The organism is Pseudochelatococcus sp. B33 (genome assembly GCF_053570585.1).
The window spans coordinates 12,434-31,468 of the sequence record NZ_JBSEFH010000027.1 but is presented as its reverse complement, the minus strand read 5'-3'; the positions used below and the strand labels follow the sequence as shown (position 1 = coordinate 31,468).

At 64.6% G+C, this 19,035-nt stretch carries 13 protein-coding genes; 5 read left to right on the top strand and 8 right to left on the bottom strand.

Annotated elements, in window-relative coordinates; translation table 11 throughout:
- Positions 1 to 17: 17 nt before the first annotated feature.
- The 8 genes from ACUSIJ_RS24095 to ACUSIJ_RS24060 all read right to left on the bottom strand — a co-directional run bounded on the left by ACUSIJ_RS24095 (position 18) and on the right by ACUSIJ_RS24060 (position 12,248).
- A complete protein-coding gene (locus ACUSIJ_RS24095; RefSeq protein ID WP_449310972.1) occupies positions 18 to 2,573 on the bottom strand; it encodes a glycosyltransferase family 2 protein in 2,556 nt (851 codons plus the stop codon).
- A gap of 118 nt (positions 2,574 to 2,691) precedes the next feature.
- On the bottom strand, positions 2,692 to 5,184 hold the full coding sequence (locus ACUSIJ_RS24090) for a glycosyltransferase family 2 protein (protein WP_449310971.1): 2,493 nt from the start codon (positions 5,182 to 5,184) through the stop codon (positions 2,692 to 2,694).
- A 16-nt stretch (positions 5,185 to 5,200) separates the two neighbouring features.
- Positions 5,201 to 6,415, bottom strand: a complete 1,215-nt coding sequence (locus ACUSIJ_RS24085; protein WP_449310970.1) for a glycosyltransferase — start codon at positions 6,413 to 6,415, stop codon at positions 5,201 to 5,203.
- Positions 6,412 to 7,065: a class I SAM-dependent methyltransferase gene (locus ACUSIJ_RS24080; RefSeq protein ID WP_449310969.1), complete on the bottom strand. Its 654-nt coding sequence runs from the start codon at positions 7,063 to 7,065 to the stop codon at positions 6,412 to 6,414. The genes ACUSIJ_RS24085 and ACUSIJ_RS24080 overlap by 4 nt, the downstream gene beginning before the upstream one ends.
- The gene (locus tag ACUSIJ_RS24075; RefSeq protein WP_449310968.1) at positions 7,062 to 8,462 is read right to left on the bottom strand and encodes an HlyD family type I secretion periplasmic adaptor subunit; all 1,401 of its coding nucleotides are present in this window, start codon (positions 8,460 to 8,462) and stop codon (positions 7,062 to 7,064) included. The genes ACUSIJ_RS24080 and ACUSIJ_RS24075 overlap by 4 nt, the downstream gene beginning before the upstream one ends.
- A gap of 3 nt (positions 8,463 to 8,465) precedes the next feature.
- Entirely contained in the window at positions 8,466 to 10,217 is a 1,752-nt protein-coding gene (locus tag ACUSIJ_RS24070; protein WP_449310967.1) for a type I secretion system permease/ATPase, read from the bottom strand.
- 251 nt (positions 10,218 to 10,468) lie between these two features.
- Entirely contained in the window at positions 10,469 to 11,281 is an 813-nt protein-coding gene (locus ACUSIJ_RS24065; protein WP_449310966.1) for a SapC family protein, read from the bottom strand.
- 145 nt (positions 11,282 to 11,426) lie between these two features.
- Positions 11,427 to 12,248, bottom strand: a complete 822-nt coding sequence (locus tag ACUSIJ_RS24060; RefSeq protein WP_449310965.1) for a SapC family protein — start codon at positions 12,246 to 12,248, stop codon at positions 11,427 to 11,429.
- Between the two features lie 300 nt (positions 12,249 to 12,548).
- Between ACUSIJ_RS24060 and ACUSIJ_RS24055 the strand changes: the two genes are divergently transcribed.
- From ACUSIJ_RS24055 to ACUSIJ_RS24035, 5 genes are all read left to right on the top strand, one after another.
- Entirely contained in the window at positions 12,549 to 13,595 is a 1,047-nt protein-coding gene (locus tag ACUSIJ_RS24055) for a hypothetical protein (RefSeq protein ID WP_449310964.1), read from the top strand.
- A gap of 138 nt (positions 13,596 to 13,733) precedes the next feature.
- Positions 13,734 to 14,738: a DUF4214 domain-containing protein gene (locus tag ACUSIJ_RS24050; RefSeq protein ID WP_449310963.1), complete on the top strand. Its 1,005-nt coding sequence runs from the start codon at positions 13,734 to 13,736 to the stop codon at positions 14,736 to 14,738.
- A 348-nt stretch (positions 14,739 to 15,086) separates the two neighbouring features.
- Positions 15,087 to 16,667 (top strand): glycosyltransferase family 4 protein, encoded by a 1,581-nt coding sequence (locus tag ACUSIJ_RS24045; RefSeq protein WP_449310962.1) that lies wholly within the window; start codon positions 15,087 to 15,089, stop codon positions 16,665 to 16,667.
- Positions 16,667 to 17,719, top strand: a complete 1,053-nt coding sequence (locus tag ACUSIJ_RS24040; RefSeq protein ID WP_449310961.1) for a hypothetical protein — start codon at positions 16,667 to 16,669, stop codon at positions 17,717 to 17,719. Before ACUSIJ_RS24045 ends, ACUSIJ_RS24040 begins: the two co-directional genes overlap by 1 nt.
- Positions 17,716 to 19,002 carry a glycosyltransferase gene (locus ACUSIJ_RS24035; protein ID WP_449310960.1) on the top strand — a complete coding sequence of 429 codons (1,287 nt, stop codon included), beginning with the start codon at positions 17,716 to 17,718 and terminating at the stop codon, positions 19,000 to 19,002. Before ACUSIJ_RS24040 ends, ACUSIJ_RS24035 begins: the two co-directional genes overlap by 4 nt.
- Positions 19,003 to 19,035 lie beyond the last annotated feature (33 nt).

The window sequence follows — 19,035 nt, the reverse complement described above, 5'->3', positions numbered from 1 at the left end:
CTCGTGGTCGTGGCCGGTCAGGCCCGCTCGACGCTTGCGGGCTGCGGCGGCAGGTTGAGGCGCGCCGCGCGCGGGCGCGGCGGCCAGGCGAGGCCGGAATAGGGATAGGCGTCGAGGTTCAGGCACGGCGAGTAATAGGGGTCGGCGATGAGCGCTTCGCCCCATTTCAACTGCAGGCTTCGCAATTCGCGCGCCGCGCGCGCCGTCCGTTCCGCGCCGACATCGCGTCCGCGGCTGGCCGATTCCCTGTGGAGCAGGCTCGCATGGGGGGTCCAGACATTGCGCTTGCCCGCGGCCCTGAGCTTGAGGCAGAAATCGACGTCGTTGAAATTGATCGGGAACAGGCGCTCGTCGAGGCCCCCGACAGTGAGGTAGTCCTCGCGCCGCACCAGCAGGCAGGCGGCGGTCACGGCGCTGACCTCGTGGCAGACGGTGAGAAGGCCGTCGTAGCCGGGATCGTCGGCGGCGCAGTCGTTGAAGGCATGGAGCGCGCCGAAATATGGCCCCAGCACCACGCCGCCGTGCTGCACCGTGCCGCTCGGCCAGACGAGCTTCGCCCCCACGGCGCCGACGTCGCCGTCGTGGCCCGCTTCCAGCATGGCGGCCAGCCAGCCGCTGTCGGTGCACTCGGTGTCGTTGTTGAGCAGCAGCAGCCATGAGCCCGTGGCGGCATGGGCGGCCAGATTGTTGATGCGCGCGTAGTTGAAGGGGCCCGGACAGCGCAGCACCGTGACGCCGTCGCGCGCGATTTCCCCGAGATAGGCCAGCGTCTCGGGCTCGCTGGAATCGTTGTCCATGACGGTGATGTCGTAGTTCGGCCAGTCCGTGCGGGCACGGATCGAGGCGATGCAGGCGCGCAGCAGCCCGACCCGGTCGCGGGTGGGGATCAGGATCGAGACCCGCTCCCCGGTGTCGAGCCGGGGCCGCAGCCGCAGCGACGGACGCCCACCCGTGTGCACGACCTCGGCGGTTCCTCCCGGCCAGAACTGCGCCGCCGCCGAGAGCTCCGCCGCGCGCTCCTCTGCGTCTCTCTCCGGCACGGTGACGAGCACCTGGGGCAGATGCGCGATCGTCCGCCCGCCGTCGATCGCGGCGGCGAAGCTGCCCGCCACCACGACAGCCGCGGAAAAACCGCTGTCGGGATATGGAGCATTTCCGCTTTTCTCCGAATCGCGGAAATGCTCTATCTCTTTGTTTTTACGCAATTCCGGACGCAAAAGTGGTGTCCACTTCTGCTGGAATAGCTCTAGCCGTGGCAGCAGCTCGGGGACGAACGCGGCGATGTCGGCGGCGTAGCCCTGTGTCCGGAGGCGCGTGAGATCGAAAGCGGGCTTGAATGACGGCACGACGCTGCCGTCGGCGTCGACGGTTTCGCTGTCGGCGTAGATGATCCCCGGCGAGGGATCGGCCTCGATGGCGGCGGCGAGATACGCGAGGGCGCGCGGGTGGAGGACGTCCCCCGCCCTCAGCGCGATGACGCGGTCGGCTTCCTCGTCCCGGATGTTCCGGCCTATGGCCTGCCAGTCGTCCGCGGTGAGATGCCCCGGCTCGTCGACGGCGATGACGAGCCAGTTGTCGAACGAGCCGTTCTCGATGCTGGCGATGGTTGCGGCCATGGCGTCGGCTTCGCCGATCACGACGATGGCGAACCGGGGACCGGCGCCGGAGACGGACGGTGCGGGCTCCTCGCCATAGGCATTCGCCCATTCCCCGTAGGTGTCGAGCGGCAGCGAGGAGGGGAACAGCCGCTCGAAGAACTCCAGCCGCCGCCGGTATCCCGGATCCGTCGGCTTCTCGTCGAACTCCCGCGGCAGCCCGCTCCCCAGCGATCCCACCACGAGCGGACTCCCGGCGAGCTCCGTGCCCCGTTCCTCGACGACCCGCACGCGATGCAGCTTGCCGTCAGCCAGATGCGTCGACAGGTGCAGGTCGAAGCCATAGGGCCCGGCCGGCACGGGCTCCTCCTGTTGTGGCTCGTAGATGCGGTCGGCGACCGCCTCGCCGATGAGCGTGTCGTCGCAATAGGCATAGACCCGCAGGTGCCGCTGGGGCGCGCTCCGGTCGTAGGCCCAGCCGGAAAGACGCAGCCCGCCCAGCCAGCGGACGTTGCCCGGAACGTCGAACTTGCGGATGAAATTGTCCGAGGCGTCGAGGGTGACGGGGGTGCCGATGACGTGGTTGGTGTTGGACAGATAGGCGCTCGCCATGCCCCGTTCGGCCACCGCCCAGTCGGGAATGCGGCAGATGAAGCCGTGGCAGCCGTCGCTGCCGAACCGCGTCCGCAGCTCCGGCACGAAGTTGTCCGCCCGCACCGCCTGCAGAAACACGCCTTCGAGCCATATCTCGACCACCAGCCGGCGATCGGGGAACGCGGGCGCGAGCGCCCAGCCGCCGAGCGTGGTGGCGTCGAGGCGGATGAATTCGCCGAGGACCTTGTCGGCTATCGGGTCCGGCGCACTCGTCCGTCCGGATCGATAGGCGATCCGCGCGTCGTCCGCCGGCGTTTCCTCCCGCACCGTGACGGACTTCCTTTGGCGACGTCTGGCGACGTCATTCTTTTCGGTAGAAGACATTTGTTTTTCCTTGATTGTTTGTTTTTCCTTGATTGATGGGGGCGACCCGATCGCCCGGGGGGCATTGTGCCGACGCATCCGGTCTGCGGCCGGTCGCGTGAGCCTCGTTCAAGCGGCGCTACGCCGCCGTCGCAAGCCAGGTCAGGACCGCCCGAGCCGCCGCGTCGGGCGACAGGGAGGGATCGAGCGGGCAGTCGATGTCCTTCAGCAGGGCCTCTTCCAGCCACCCGCCGCTTCGGGCGGCGATCGGCACGGGCAGCGCGTCGACGAAGGACAGGCGCGCGTCGCAGCGGGACGTATCGCCGCCGGATACGAGCGCGGCGCCGCAGCCGTAGAGCCCGATCAGGCGCGGCCACTCATCGGGCGAGGTTTCGCCGACGATGACCACGTTTCCCATGCGCATGAGCGAGGCGTCGTCCACCGTGCGGCCGAGCACGATGATCGCCCGCTCGTCGTGCTGCCTGTGCAAGGCCGCCGCCAGTGCCGCGATGTCCCGGAACCGGGCGGCGCCGACCTCGAGGGGAATGACCGCCAGCAGGCTGTCCCCCATGGAGCGGCTCACCCGGGTGAGATGCCGGTGCGAGCGGATCAGCGGCGGATCGGGCGACAGATGCGGCATCAGGTGGCCGATGGCGAGCGCCACCTGTCCGTTGCCCGGAAAGCAGCGCCGGGCGCTCCTGAAAAGCGCCGCCGCGCGCGTCCTGGGGCGGGGGATCGCCGAGACGTCCATCACCGCGACATCGCAGGGCAGGGCGAGTTTCCGCCCCAGTTCGAGAGACTGCGGCACGCAGGGGCCGTAGAGCACGTGCAGCAGCCGCGAGACTCCCGCCGCGCGCAGCAGCTCGGCCAGCCGGTCCAACTCGTCGCCGGTGCCGATTTCGACGGAAAGATCGAAGGGAAGGGGCCCTGACGACGTCACCGACACCCGGTGCGCGAACGCCGGGTCGAACCGCAGGACGAGCGGACGGACGTCGTCTTCGCCTTCCCTCGCGCCGTCGCACGCCGCCGCGATCGCCTCCGCATCGGCGTGGCCCGTGCCCGAGACCAGAACGGCGAGATCCGCGGGCGTCCCTTCCCCGAGGATCGCGGTCAGGATGCGCTCGCGCGCTGCCGCCAGCGGATCGTGGGCGATGAACCAGTCGGTCTTCGGGCGGATGTCGGGAAAGCGCCTCAGGATCTCGCCCATGTTGCGGATCACGAGGCCGCGCTTGGCATCGAGATAGGACGCCGAGCCGCTGTGGCCCACGAAGACCCCGGTGGCGCAGACGTTGCGGAACCCGGCCTTCTCGGCCCGCAGGGAGAAGTCGACGTCCTCGTAGTAGCCGCTGGCGAGGAAGGGGCTGCCGAAACCGCCGACCGCGTCGAGGCAGGCGCGCGTCATGTAGAGGCAGAAGCCGATGCCGTTCGGGATGTCGACGGCTTCCCGGCCGTTGGCGCGTCTTGCCGCCGTGTCGAGCGCCGCCACGACGTTGGCGGCCGGCATGGGGTTTGCCTGGAACGGGCGCGGAAAGCTCGTCAGCTCACCGTTGTTCGACAGCGGGGTGACCGTGCCGATGCGCGGATCGGACGCGGCCACCTGCCGCAGCGCCGCGATCCAGCCCGGCGGCGTGAGGGTGTCGGCGTTGAGCAGGATGACGTCGCCGGTCGGAATGAGCGCCAGCGCCGTCTCCACCGCCGCGATGAAACCGCCGTTGCGGCTGCGCATCACGGCCGTGATGCGCCCCTCGTTGGCGAGATCGCGGATGTAGGCCGCAAGGCGCGGCTCCGGGCTGCTGTCGTTCACGACGACGACGGAGACGCCTTCGTCAACCCGCAGATGGTCCAGGACGCCGCCGATGCATGCACGCGTGGCTTCGAAGTCCCGATAGACGGGAATGACGACGGTGGCGTGGCGTATCGCCCCCGGCCGATCGTAGACGGGCAGGGCCTGGGCGTTGACGATCTCGATCCGGTCGTGCTCCTGCCGGCCGTGGGCGCGCTTCAGCGGACCGCCGAGGATCGGAATGTCCGCCGTGGCGCTGAAGGCGCTCGCGCCGGCGGGCCACGCCAGCGCGAGGACCGCCTGATGCTCGAACGGCTCCCCGGCCTCGCGCGAGCGGACCGTATGGGTTTGCGGCTCGTCATCCCAGATCGCCGTCAGCGACAGGTACTCCCCGCCGTTCCACCGCAGGTGGACGTCGACCGCATCCTCCCGGGCGGACAGCCAGCCGAGACCCTGCGGCGCGATCTGCTCCAGCGTCCGCAGCAGGCCCGTCGGAGGGGACTGAGCCGCCAGTATCGGCGCGGCGGCGGCGAGACAGGCATCGATGTCTCCGGCCTTGAGCGCGGCGTGCACCAGCCGCCGCCGGTCGCCGTTGCCCGGCGGCTTGATCGCCGACGCCTGCATCAGATCGTCCAGGCTGCCCTTGCTGTCGCCCAGCCTGTCTCGGACCAGCGCCCGCAGAGAGAGGTATTCCGCCACCGGCCCGCCGGTTCTGCAGCATCTGTCGATATGGGCGAGCGCCAGCCTGTACTTTTCCTGCCGGTACGCTTCCAGCGCCAGCGCCGCGAGCACGCTCTGGTCCGCTTCTGCGATCGACACGACCATGTCGGAAAGGAGATCGTCGGGCATCGTCAAGGCTTCGCTCTCATGACAGGGATTGCAGCCGCGTCCAGATGTTGCGGCTGGCGACGTTGCGATCGAGCGATCGCCGCTCCACCGTGGCGCGGGCGCTGTTTCCCAGCCTTTCCCGCTCCGCGGCGTCGTCGAGCAGGGCGACGGTGGCGGCCGTGACCATCTCGGGCCGGAAGAAGTCGACGAGCCACGCGTTGTCGCCGTGCGTCATGAATTCGGTGACCGGCGGCGTGGCGGAGGCGACGATGGCCTTGCCCATGGCCATCGCTTCCACCGCCGACCACGACAGGACGAACGGCGCCGTCAGGTAGACATGGACGTCCGCGCATCCGAGCACCGAGCAATAGCCGTCGTAGGGCAGGGACCCGAGGAAGTGCACCCGCGCCGCATCCAGCCGGCTGCCCACCTCCTTCAGCATGGCTTCCTTCCACGTCCGCGCTCCCTTGGGAGGGGCGCCGTAGCCGCCCTCGTCGCTGCCGACGACGAGCACGTGGGCATCGGGCATTTCCTGCAGCAGCGCTGGCAGGGACCGCATGAACGTGTGGAATCCGCGCAGCGGCTCGAGGTACCGCGCGCTGTAGGAAACGACCGGTGCGCCGGGCGGAATACCGAGGCCGGCGCGAAACGGCGCGTCCGCCGCTCGCCTGGAGCCGGTGAGGCGCCCGACGTCGACGCCCTCGTGGAAAACCTCTATCCGGTCATGGAACGGCGCCGGATAGGTCGAGCGCTGCCACGCGGTTGCGGATATGCAGAGGTCGGCGTCGTCCATGGATGCGAGGCTGAAGGCGTTGCGCACGCGCAGCCGGTGCATCGTCTCCTCCGACTGGGACGGAAACTCCGGATCGAACCCGAGATCGCCGCCGGTGCGGCGGTAATAATATTCGCAGTAGCAGACGATGCGGGCGCGCGGGTAGGTATCGCGCAGCAGCAGTGCCTCGCCCCAGCCGGTGTGCGCGAGAACGATATCGGGTTCGAAACCGTCCGACCGCAGCCGCTTCGCCTGTGCGACGACAGCCTCGGCCCTGCCTATGCGCATGGTCGCATCCTCGTTCACGATGCCCGTATCGGGGCGCAGGCCCGGTGGCTTGTACCGGCGGTAGTCGACATAGGCATAGGCGTCGTCACGCGTGCCGATGGCAGCGAGGCGGACGCCCGGCGTCCGCGACAACAGCTTGACGAGCCCCTTGAACTGGGCGGGGAATCCCTGATGCACGAACAGGACGTTCACAGGACGGATACCGGCTTGCGGAAAAGCTGTGCCAGCACGCCGGGGTCGGTGTCGGGCATGAGCGCGACACCCCACAGGTCCATGTTTCGTCCGCGGAACACATGATTGCGCGTGAAGCCCGCCTCGGCAAGCATCCGCCGCAGACGCGCCCGGGTGAACCCGGTTCTGTGCACCATATGGACGTTGCCGGCAGCGATCGACGGGCGGTGTCCGTACACCATGTCGAGCGGCGTGATCGGCCCGGCCGGCGATTCGTAGGCGACCTCCTCGCATTGGCCCGCGGCGATCATCTCGGCTACCGCCTGGAGATCGGGCATGGTCAGCAGGACGAGGCCGTCGCCGCGCAGCACCCGGAGAAACTCCCGCAGCGCGAGCGGCACCTGATGGTCGTGGAGGTGCTCGAGGTTATGCGAACTCCACACCGCGTCCACGCTGCCGTCGCCGAACGCGGAAAGGTCGGTGACATCGGCCACGACGTCGGGCCTCACCCTGACGTCGATGTCGACGCGCACCTCGTTCCAGTGCCCGCTGCGGAAGAACGCGTGCAGCTTGTGCGGCGCCCACAGGCCGCTGCCGACGTTCAGAACCGTCTTCGGGGCGCTGTCCCCCGCAGCGGCATGTCCGGCATCCGCTTCCCTCAACGCCGTCATCCCTCGCGCATGCCCTTTCTCAGCCGATCGGTCAGGGGAGCGAGCAGATACTGCAGCGGCGTTCTTTCTCCCGAGACGATAACGACATCGACCGGCAGTCCCGCCCGCAGCTTTTCCCTGATTTCCGGCGGCAGCGTCGACTTGTCGGCGACGACCTCGGCGGCGAAGTAGGGCTCGCTGTTGGCTTCATCCAAGAGCCTGTCGTAGGACAGCGTTCTGACGACGCCGAACATGGTCGGAACGTACGGCAGATGAAACGCGGGAAAACGCAGCTCCGCGCGCTGGCCGACGCTGACCACGTCCATGTTCAGCGGTGAGACCTGCGCGCGCACGACGAACTCCTCGTTGAGCGGCACGATGTCGAGCAGCGGGTCGCCGGGCCGGATGACGCCTCCGGGCGTGAACACCTTCAACCCCTGCACGACGCCGCTCTGCGGCGCGACGACGGCGAGGCGGTTGAGAACGTCCTGCGCGACCTTCTGCTTCTGCGTCATTTCGGCGATTTGCCGGCGAACTGCCGCGATTTCTCCCGCGATCTCCTGCTGGAATTTCTGCATCAGCTCGGCGATCTCAAGCTGCGTCTGGCCGATGGAATGCTGCAGCCGCGCATGGGTCGCGGCCGCCTTGGCGGTCACGCCCTCAAGCTGGGCGCGCTGGCGTTCCAGGGCGGTGATGCGCGTCCACTGGACGAGACCTTTCTCGAACAGCGAGCGCAGGCCGGGAAGCTCCTGGTCCACCCATTCGATCTGCTTCTGGCCGGAAATCCGTTCCTGCTCCGCGCCCGCGAGTTCCTCTTTCTCCTGCTGCATGCGGGCATGCAGCACGTCCGTCTGCGCGCGGACGAAGGCGCTGCGCTCCCGGAAAAGGCGCTGCTGATCGGCGATCGCCTGCGCGACGGTGATGTCGTCCTGCCTGTCGAGCACCTCCTGGGGGAATTGGATGCTGTCGAGCAGGTCGCGTTCGCTCAGCAGCCGGGCCTCCTCGGCGAGCAGGGCGGCCTTCTGGCTGCGGACGACCTCGAGCTGCGCCTCCCCCGCCGTGACGTCGAGGCGGAACAGCACCTGCCCCTCCTCGACGAAGTCGCCGTCCTTCACGGCAATCTCGCGGACGATGCCGCCTTCGAGATGCTGGACCGTCTTGCGGTTGCTCTCCACGGAAACGGTGCCGAGCGCCACGACGGCGCTGTCGATGGGGGCGAGCGCCGCCCAGGCGAAGCTCCCGCCGATCGCAAAGACGACGATCGCCCAGCCGATCAGGAGCGGCAGGCGCCAGTTCGCGGAGGGAAAGCTGACGGTTTCCTCGGCCTCCCCGTCGATCTGATAGTCCCTCGGCACCGCCTCGGAGGCCCGGACGGGCTGTCCGGCGGCTGGTCCCGGTTTGGCTGGCAGTTCTTCCATGGTTCACTCCCCGCTGATGTGCTTGCCGGGAATCGGCACGACGTTGCGCGAGCCGATGCGGGCCATCACCTCGTCGCGCGGACCGTACTGGCTGATGGTGCCGCCGTTGATGAACATCACCTTGTCCATGACGGCCAGAATCTGCGCCTTGTGGGTGACGATGATCACGGTCATGCCGAGGCGCTTGCATTCGCGAATCGCCCGTATCAGCGCCTGTTCGCCGGCGGCGTCGAGATTCGAATTGGGTTCGTCGAGCACGAGCAGCGCCGGCTCGCCGTACACTGCCCGGGCGAGGGCGATTCGCTGGCGTTGCCCGCCCGAGAGACCGCCGCCTTCGAGATCGATTCGCGTGTTGTAGCCATCCGACAATTGCAGGATGAGCTCATGCGCGCCGACAAGCTTAGCCGCCTCGACGATCGCGTCGTCGTTCCGCTTGCCGAATCGGCAGATGTTCTGCGCGATGGTGCCGGCCATGAGATCCACTTCCTGCGGGACGTATCCGATATAGGAGCCGAGCTGTTCGACCTGCCAGTGCTTCAGCTCGGCGCCGTCGAGACGGATCTCGCCCATCACCGGCGGCAGCACGCCGACGATCGCCCGCATCAGCGTCGATTTGCCGCTGCCGCTCGGTCCGATCACGGCGACGGCCTCGGCCGGGTCGATGTCGAAGGTGATGTTTCTGAGGATGATCCTGCGCGTCTGCTGGTGTTCGAGGATCACGCCGCGCAGCGAGAGCGCGCCTTCGGGCGGCGGCAGCAGCACGCGATCGGCGGTGTCCTCGGCGTTGCGGAACATCTCCTGGACGTTGTGATACGCGAGGGAGGAGGACACGTAGCTCTTCCATTGCTTGACGATCTCGATCATCGGACTGACCGCCCGCCCGAAGATGATGCGCGCCGCAAAGATGGCACCGGCGGATATCTCGCCGTGAATGGCGAGGTAGGCGCCGGCGCCGAGGATGCCGATTCCGAGAGCCGTCTGGACGAACGACGAGAGCACACTGTAGACGGCCGCACGGTCGCTCGACCGGCTCTGCCACGCCAGCGTCTCGCGGTGGTCAGCGATCCAGAGTCGGCGAAATGTCTCGCGCATTCCCATCGCGTGCATCACTTCGATGTTGCGGATGGCGGAAGACATACGGCTCGACGCGCGCTGGGAGGAGATGGTGGCATGCACGACGGACTGACTTGTCGCCCGCTCGTTAGCAAAGGTCAGGACGGCGACGATGGCCACGCCGCCGAGCGCTATCAATCCGAAGACGGGATGCAGAAAAAAGAGGATGGCGACGAAAAGCGGCGCCCATGCCACCTTGACGAGCAGATGGATGCCGGTGCCGGTCCAGAATTCCCGAAAGCTGTCGAGCTCGCGCAGCGTCTGCGCCTCGTTTCTGACGCCGGTGCGCAAGGCGGCGTCCTGAACGGCGGCGAGCAGGGGCGGCGCTACCCTTTCATCGCACCACAAGCCAACCCGCAGCGCCACCATCGCCCGCAGGCGATCGACGACGGAGCTCGTCAGAATCAGGAACAGGGCGATCGCGGTCAACATGACGAGCGTCGCCGTGTTGCGGCTGCTCATGACGTGATCGAACACGTTGATCATGTAGATCGCCGGCACGAGCGACAAGATGCTTGTGACGCTCGAAAACCCGATCAAACCGAAGATAGCCGGTCGCGCCGCAGCTATCGCACGATTCAGCGGGGTCTGGAGGGCTGTATCGGGCGATGAGCGCCGAAACAGTCTGGAAGATGTGAACATCTCGAGACTCCGCCGCAGATCAATAAGAGAGTTGATTGTTTGATAAGTAACCGCCATACTGATAATTGTCAATCTCGACGGATCGCATCCGACAGACAAGCAGTCATGAAATGACCATAATTGTTGCATACGAGTCTATAAGTTATTCGAATCCATAATAATATCCATCTACAAATCGTGATGGATAGCGGATTCGTTCGTCAATATCGATATATTGTTCGGATCCGATCGACAGCTCCGAAACCAACATCTCAGAAGACGATATTCGTATCGTAGTCGATGTATGATTCGACGTCCTCCTGCACTGCGTCGGTCTGGTCGCCGTCCGGGCCGGGAAGCCGGGGGGCGGTGGTTCCCTCGACCAGCTCGGGCTCTCTCGCGCGCATGACGAATGCCCGCTGCGAGAACACCAGCGCCTCCGCGACATGCATGGTGACCGGCTCCCTTTCGTAAAGCGCCAGGCAGGCCTCGAGCTGCTCGCTCCAGGCGCCCTGGAGCCTGTCCTGATCCACCACGAACAGCCGGTGACGATGGCCGCGGCCGCCGATCGCCTGCGGCGGCACCTGCATGGTGACGCCGAGGTGCATGAGGGAGCGGCAGGCCAACCTCATCGCCTCCTGCGACTTTTCCGCCGCGAGCAGTTCCTCATAGACGGCGGTCGCCGGGCCCGACAGGTGCCCCGATGATTCGAACAGCTGATACCGCCCGTGGGGGCCGACCACGTCCTCGTCGCGCGTCACGGCAAGCCGCGGCGTCTGGTCCCTGGCGTTGCGCACCAGGCTGAAGGGATAGGCGCGCAACGCGAAGGGGACATATTCGGTGGTCCAGGTTCCGAGCCCGTTCAGATGAATGTTGCGGCCTTCGTAATCGGCCAGGACCGCCACGACGTCGACGGATTCGCCGATGCGCCGCAGGCAGAGCGGAAAACAATGCGCCGCGCGACGAAGTTCGAGCAGCGTCACGGGCACGAATCTCAGATCCCGCGCGAATTCGAATACCGTTGGCGGCGACCAGCGCACGCCGGCATGGGCGGGAAATGAAACCGGCTCATAAATACTGTGCATATCAATTCCGACGTCGTCCGAAACAGGCAGATCGAAAGCACTCGCGACCGGATCGATTTCCGCCGGAGATCGGAAATTTGATCCGGCTTCATTCTACAGAGCGAATTCTGATCGATCAGGTGATGACGCCCAACCGGAAAGCGCCCTAAGAGTATGATATTTTTGCATATCGGCTAGCCAGATTATGCATACGATACAATGAAAGCTCGTGGAGCTCGCACAGGCGCACAACATCTCGTCCGTATTCATTGATAATAAGGTTAATTTTTTGATGTTTCATCTTGATGTCCCGATCCAGTATGAACAGGCCGCTCAATGAAATGGCCCGTTTGTCGAACTGCAGGGCGAATTCCCAGGGCTGGAGGGCGCCGCATTCCTCGAGCCGCTGCGAGAGCAGGGCGGTGAGGCGCGCGCCGTGGGTGAAGATGCGCGCGGCGGCGAGACGCCGGAGCGCATGCATATGGAGCTTGCCGTTCCTGTCGTAGAGCGGCAGCGGCTTCGCCGCCTCGCGCACTGGCGCGCGGTCGTAGAGCACCGGCAGCGACGTCGTCTCGTCGATCGCGCCGACGGCAAACGGATAGGACTTGAGCGCCAGCAGCAACGGCTCCCCATCGGCTTGGACGGACGTGGCCGGCGAATCCTCCCCCGCTTCGAGGCAGGTGAGGGCGACGAGAGTCATTTTTCCGCTAATGCGTTGCCATGCAAGGGGATACTCCGCCGCCACCCGGTCCGCCTCGGTGATCACGACGGGCACGGTCTGCACCGATCGCAAATGCGGATAATCGCTGACCGGATAGATGACCAGGTCGCTGGCGATATCCGATATCGGATGAAGATCGTGATAAATCATGCAGTTACACCTGTCGGCCGCGAATATGGGCATCATGCCATCAATATGGGCATTATGCTCCTGTTGCGGCAGCGCCTCCTCCAGCAACGGCAACGCGACAATGGATGTCTGAATCATTTTGTCCCGTAAATGCAGGCTACAACACCTATTGCTGAGCCGCAACTCGCACCGTTTCCGGTATTCCACGTGGGGTATCGGAAAAAAGGACCTATTTTTGCCACGATTTTGTGTCATATAGTATTGAATCCAGAAATTATAGACTCGGCGACTCGCGAAAGCTTATCAATCACTCTGTTTGTTCTGATGTTTGTTTGTGGGTTGCATTCATCGGATAGCTTAATTATGATCCCGATCACGATCTTGCGATCTTGCGGGGTTAGATTGACATAGTTTCAAGCGCTGAATGGAGCCCTGAACATGGCAAGCGAACTCACTGTCAGGCAGCGAGAGGGGTATTCCGGTGCGCCGAAACGGGTCAGTCGTTATGTCGGGCGCAAAGACTTGGAGGTTGCGCCACCTGCCGGAGAACTCCCCTCTGCTTCTGTCGTTACAGGCAACAAGCCGCAGACATCGCGCGTTTTCGCACGGGTGATGCCTGTTGCGCGCGGCTTGTATGCCCTGCGTTATCTCTCTGCGGACGATGCCGCGGAAGTGCCACAAATTACGGTGACATTCGCGCCCGACACACAGGGTGTGGAAACATTCTGGGGGCCCAATGCAACGGGCCCGGTATTGCGCGAGCCGGGTGACGCCGTGGTGATTTCTTCCGAAGCGGACGCGTCGATCGTGGTGACGATCTTCGTCAACGGCGCGGCCAAGGAAGATCGCGTCAAGCTCAAACTGGACAGGCTTGACCGAATCTCTGATGCGGACCAGTCTCTTATCCATAAGCTGGAGGAGAGGCCGGCCAATGTCCGGGAGGTGCAGGACGATATTTTGCCGGTATATCTGTCAGGGCACATCGCTCAGCGGGGCGATGTCGTGGCGACATCCGGCAAATGGCTGGGCGCGCGTGGCGGGTCCGGTCGGGTAGAGGGCTTCACGGTTCATTGGCCGGGTCGCCCTATTGGTGTTGATATCGGTTACGATTGCGTCGTCTCCGATTACGGCGCTATCCCTGAAACGTTGACGGGTGATTTCGCCGGAGCGAGACAGCGCGGATTACCTATTACTTCGGTGTCATTTCGGTTGCGCGATGAAAAAGCGTCGCAATACGAACTGCATCTTGAAGCAGCCTTCGATGATGGTTCGGTCGTTCGCGCCGCCGGCCAGGAGGTTACTGCTAACGGAAAAACGCATAAGGAGGCTGTTACAGGTCTTTGCTTGTTGGTCCGTAAGCGCAACAGCAATGCGTCTAATAAAGATAATAATAACAATAATAAACGAGATGACATTGGCCTGCAATCCGGGCGCGTGAGATTGTACCGGGGAGGAGTATCGCTCGCGCGCAGTGGTGTACGATGAGAGGATGTCATGGCAGTTACGTATAATATTGGCTTGGACGAAGCCATATCCAATATTGGGAACTCGACGCTTCCGGACGCTGTGAAGTCGGCCATCATTGGTGTGCTGGAAGATCTGCCGGAAGGCGAGGAAGTTGGGGTGGCCCAAAACTATAATTCCGGGGACAACCTTCCTCCCGGAATAGATATTCTGTTCGTCGGTGAAGATTCGGAATCGGCGATCCGCCTGCCGTCGGACGTGCCGGTTGCGATCTTCGAGACCGAAACCGGCAGAACGATCACGATCGATGGCCAGCTTCCCGTGGTGGTCGCCGGCGGCAGCGGCGATGACCTCATCTACGCGGGCCTGGCGCAGGGCGAGGCGGAACGCACGTTCTTCGGCGGTGACGGCAACGACACGATCATCGGCAGCGATTTCGGCGACACGTTCATCGACGGGGCCGGGGACGACGTCTACGAAGGCGGTGCCGGCGACGACGAGTTCTACCTCGTCAGCGGTTCCGATACCGTCAAGGCCGGTGACGGCTTCGACGTCATCAACTTTGCGGACTTCGTCAACAATGTCGAGGCGAGCAACGTTGCGGCCGGCGATGACGAGGGCGGGGCCGACAATTCCTGGCAAGACCAGCTCGCCTCGCGCGAAAATTACAGCCTGGAATGGAATGGCAAGACCGCCATTGTCATCAACCTCGAGACCCAGGACACCCTCGAGATCACCGACGCTGAATACCTCAAGTGGTCCGACAGCGTCGTCGTCGTGGCGAGCGACGAGGATCAGGGCGCCGTGGCCCGCCTTTACGAGGCGCTGTTCGACCGCAGCGGCGAGGTCGACGGCATCAAGTACTGGTTCGATCTGCACGAGAACGGTGCTTCGCTGTACGAGATCGCCAGCCGGTTCCTCGACGTGGAGGAGGCGGACAATCTCAGGGGCCTCAGCAACGAAGAATTCGTCGACCACCTTTATCTCAATACGCTCGACCGCGAGGCTGACGCCGAAGGTCGTGAGTACTGGGTCAACCTCCTCAACGAAACGGGCGATCGGGCGCAAGTCGCCGCCTCGTTCATCCACGAGCAGGAGAGCCAGGAAAAGACGGCCGACGTCATTCACATCATCACCGATGAGGACAATGATCTCCTGTCCTGATCGTTGACGTGACGTCACCAAGTGCTGCCGCCTGCAATTGTTCATAGAGCCGCAATTGCAGGCGGCTCCTCCGGGGCGGGACGGTCCCCGCCGCGCCAGCCGGCGTGCCTTTCTTGCCCGGAGGGCCATTACCGTCAGCATTCGCTGCGCAAACACGTTCTCCGATCGGCCGGGACCATCCGACCGATCGGATTTTGCGCCGGGTAAAGAATTTGCAGAACATGATTCCCGGCAAGCGGATTCCCCTTGCGCGGGAGTTGATCGATGTTGTCCGGTGCGGGGATCTATTTGTCCCGCACGGTACGGAACGTTGTTTTTCTGCATTCAGTATGCTGGAGGACATGTTGTATGGACAGTCCTGAGCACGTTCTCAGTTGTTTCACTCCTCTCCCGCCGGCGCGCAACGGCATCGCGGATTATGCCTATATGCTCCTGACGCCGTTGCGGCGGCATTTCTCGTGCATCGCCTATACCGACGATATCTTCGGAATGGTGCCTCCCGGTGTCGCGTTGCGTGACGAGCGTCAGTCGATACGCTGGATCGGCGACAAAGACAGAATACTGCATCAGATCGGCAATAATCAGGGACATATCTTCGTGCTCAACGCGCTCCGCCGCCACTCGGGCGTGGTGATGCTGCACGATCTCAACCTGCTGTATCTGTACGAGCTCAGCTCCTCGAGCCTCGAGGATATCCTCGCACGCATGAACAGCTCGTCGGCCGGGCTTTCCGAACTCTATGCGCGGCAGTGGAAAACGCGGGGCATCAAGACCCCGGCCAATTACGTGCTGTTCGACATGCTGGACGAAGTGCTGCAACTGTCCCGTGGCGTCATCGTTCATTCGAAATTCGCTCTGAACAAGATACGGACTGTCCACGGCGACGATGCTGCGAGCAATATTGCGGTCATCCCGCATTTCGCTCCTTCCATAGCCTACAAGAGCAGCGCCGAGGCGCGCAGGGACCTGAAGCTCGATGCCGAAGGGGTCATCGTTCTGACTTCCGGCTTCGCGACGAAGGTCAAGCGTTTCGACTGGCTCATGGCGGCGCTCGAAGGCGCTCTGGCGCGGGGCTACAAGTTCCGCTGGATTCACGCGGGTCCCGAACGGCCGGAGGAATACGCGCTCTCCCAGATCCTGCGTTCCTACCCCAGACTGAGCGCGGTATCGCAGGTCACGGGCTATGTATCCGAGGAGGATCTCGACACCTACATCTGCGCGTCGGACCTCGTCGTCAATCTCCGCTTCCCCTCCGTCGGCGAAAGCTCCGGCACGCTGGCCCGGGCTTTCTCGGCGGGAAAATGCTGCATCGTCAACGACACGGCGGCCTATTCCGAGCTGCCCCGCGACGCGGTCGTGCATCTGCCGGTCATGGGCGTGAGCGCCGCGCTGGAAAACGCCGTGTGCGGGCTCATCGACAACCCGGATCTCAGGGAGGCGCTCGGCGCGCGGGCGCGGACGCTTGCCCGGACCGAGCTGTCGCTCGAAACCGTCGCCGCCCGCTACGCCGAGGTCATCAATACCGCCTACGAGCAGAAGGGGCCCAGGAAGAGCAGGAAGAAGCAGCAGAATATCGATGTCGCCAATGCGGCCCGCCCCTTGCGGCAGACGCTGAAGCTGGAGCGGACAGCCAAAGGCATACCCGAGCATCAGGTGGCGCAGGTCCGGGAACTGAAAGGGGATTTCTGCATCTGCGTCGGCTGGCCCTCGCCGACGGAGCTTTCGCAGTACACGGTCCACAACGACCGTTTCCTCGACGATATCATTCCGTCGCATTTCGATATACGCAACATCCGCTTTCAGTGGGACGACACGCCGGCCGACGAGATAGAGCCCGCAAAAGGGGCGGGAGCGAGATCCGTTCCCCGTGTGAGGTCCGTCTCCGGACCTCAGCCCATCTCGCTGATCATCGACGGATTCGCGCACTGATGTCGCTGGTCTACGATAAGCGCGCAGCCGCGCGGAGGAAGGGGGCGCTGCTGTCGCTCGGCGCCGCGGCGGTCATCGGGCGTTTTCTGGAGCACGTCTTCGGCCAGATTCGCGTCGTCGATTTCTCCTTTCCGCACTCCGGGTTCAGCGGCGTGGTGGGCGACGTGCTCGTCGGGATCGCCCGGCCGGAGCAATATACGCCGGCGGCGAAGGAGCTCTTCTCCCGCTTTCGGCAGGCGGGAGGGCAATTGCCGATCCTGTCGCTGGGCCCCGGATCGCTGGACCCGGTCTTTCGCGAGAGCAGGGGCAGCAGCGACAAGGTCACCGTTCTCTATCTCGAAAACGACGTCGACGCGGATGTGGTCAGCACGATCGCCGGCGTCGGCAGCGTGGCCGTCCTCGTCGGCATGGATGCCGCCGCGGGCGCCTGGCCGGACGGCGTCCTGGACGACCGGCGGTCCGTCGATCTGCTGATCGCCGGCGTGCGCGACAGGGTATTCAGGCTGGTGCTGCCCGAAGGAGAATTCGCCGGGCTCAACGCCTTCCTGAGCGGCGACAGCACGCTCGAGGGCGCGCGCATCAGCCGCCGCATCGTGAAAAAGCGGCTGCGGGAACTGCGCGCCTCGGTGGAGCTGGATGCGGTGGCCGGGACGCCGGCCGTACTGTCGTTCACCGCGGCCCGCTTCATTCACGACGGCGGCTACAGATGCGAGATCGACAGCGGCTATTCCTGGCTGTGGAGCGGCCCTTCACCACATCTGCGCCTGCTCGTCGGCGGGCAGGCGCCCGTCTCGGACAGGTTGCGGCTGAAACTCACCGTGGTCAACACCAACGATCCCGGAAATCTGGAAGGCATCAGGATCATGATCGACGGCTGCGTCGCGCCGTTCACGCTGGAGAAATGGTCGGCGACGAGCGGCAGGGTCGTCGTCGACGTTCCCCAGCCGTCGGCGGACTTCACCGTGCTGTCGGTGGGTTGCCGGAACATGAGCAGCATCGACGTCAGCCGGCAGGTCGGCCTCTGCGTGGATCGCCTCGAGGTGCATCCATGAGCGCGGATCTGCGGATACTCGTCGTGTCACCGGTCCCGTCGCATCCGGCCAATCAGGGCAACGCGGCGCGCATCCTGGCCTTCGGCCGGGAGCTGCAGTTGCGTGGCGCCGTTCTGGACTACCTGTACTACGGCATGGAGGGGCTGACCAACGACCAGCGGACGGCGATGTCGGCGTTCTGGCATCGCTTCTTCTTCCTGGCGTCGTCTCCCAACAAGAGGCCGAGCTATGCGTCGCGCTGGGGCATCGACGACTGGTGCCCGGAGGAGCTCTGCAACACCGTCAAGGACCTCGTCAGGACCCATCGGTACGATGCGGTCGTCGTCAACTACGTGTGGATGTCGCGTGTGCTGGTCGACCTCGACATACCCTGCAAGGTCATCGACACGCACGACCTGTTCAGCGACCGGCACAAGATACTCGAACAGAACGATCTCGACCCGCGCTGGTTCTTCACCTCCGCCGACGAGGAGCGGAAGGGTTTCGAACGGGCGGATATCGTCATCGGCATCCAGGAAAACGAATCGGCGCGCATCCGCGCCATGCAGGGTTCGCAGGTGGTCACCATCGGCCACGTCATCGCCCCGCACTTCCTCCTCGGCCACCACAAGGAGGAGTCCTTCTTCCTCTTCGGCTATCTCGGCAGCGCCAATCCTTGGAACGTGCGGTCCGTGCGCGAGCTCGACGCCGCCCTTGCCGCGGAGACGGAGGACCCCTTGAGCTGGGCGCTCGCCGGCACGATCTGCCGCCGCGACCTGCATCTGAAATCGGGACCCTACAAGATGGGGCTCGTCGACACGCTCGCCGATTTCTACCGCAACGTCGACTGCGTCATCAATCCGATGATCGGCGGCACCGGCCTCAAGATCAAGACGGTGGAAGCGCTGTCCTTCGGCAGTCCGGTCATCGGCACCCTCGATGCGTTCGAGGGGCTGCCGGCGCGCCATGCCCTGCACGCGCTCGCCACGGTGGAGGACATGGTGGAGGCGATGAAGGACTACCGGTCCATCCCCGCGTTGCGGACCGACTTGCTGCGCGCCTCCCGCGAGCTCTACTTCCACTATATGGCCGATGTTTCAAGGCAATACGACCATCTGGCAGCCATGCTGAAGAACGTCGGACCGGCCTCCCGCCGCAGCACTGCACGCGCGGCCGAGACGGTTTCCCTGGAGCCCGTCCGGGAAGGCCGGGCGCCGGAGCGCCTGCCGGCCGAGTGGGGCCGTGTGGCCGACCAGAATGCGCTCAAGACGAGGAATCGCAGGGTTCGATCCGATCCGGCATGAGCGGACCGGCCCCCCAACCGCGGAAGTCGAGGT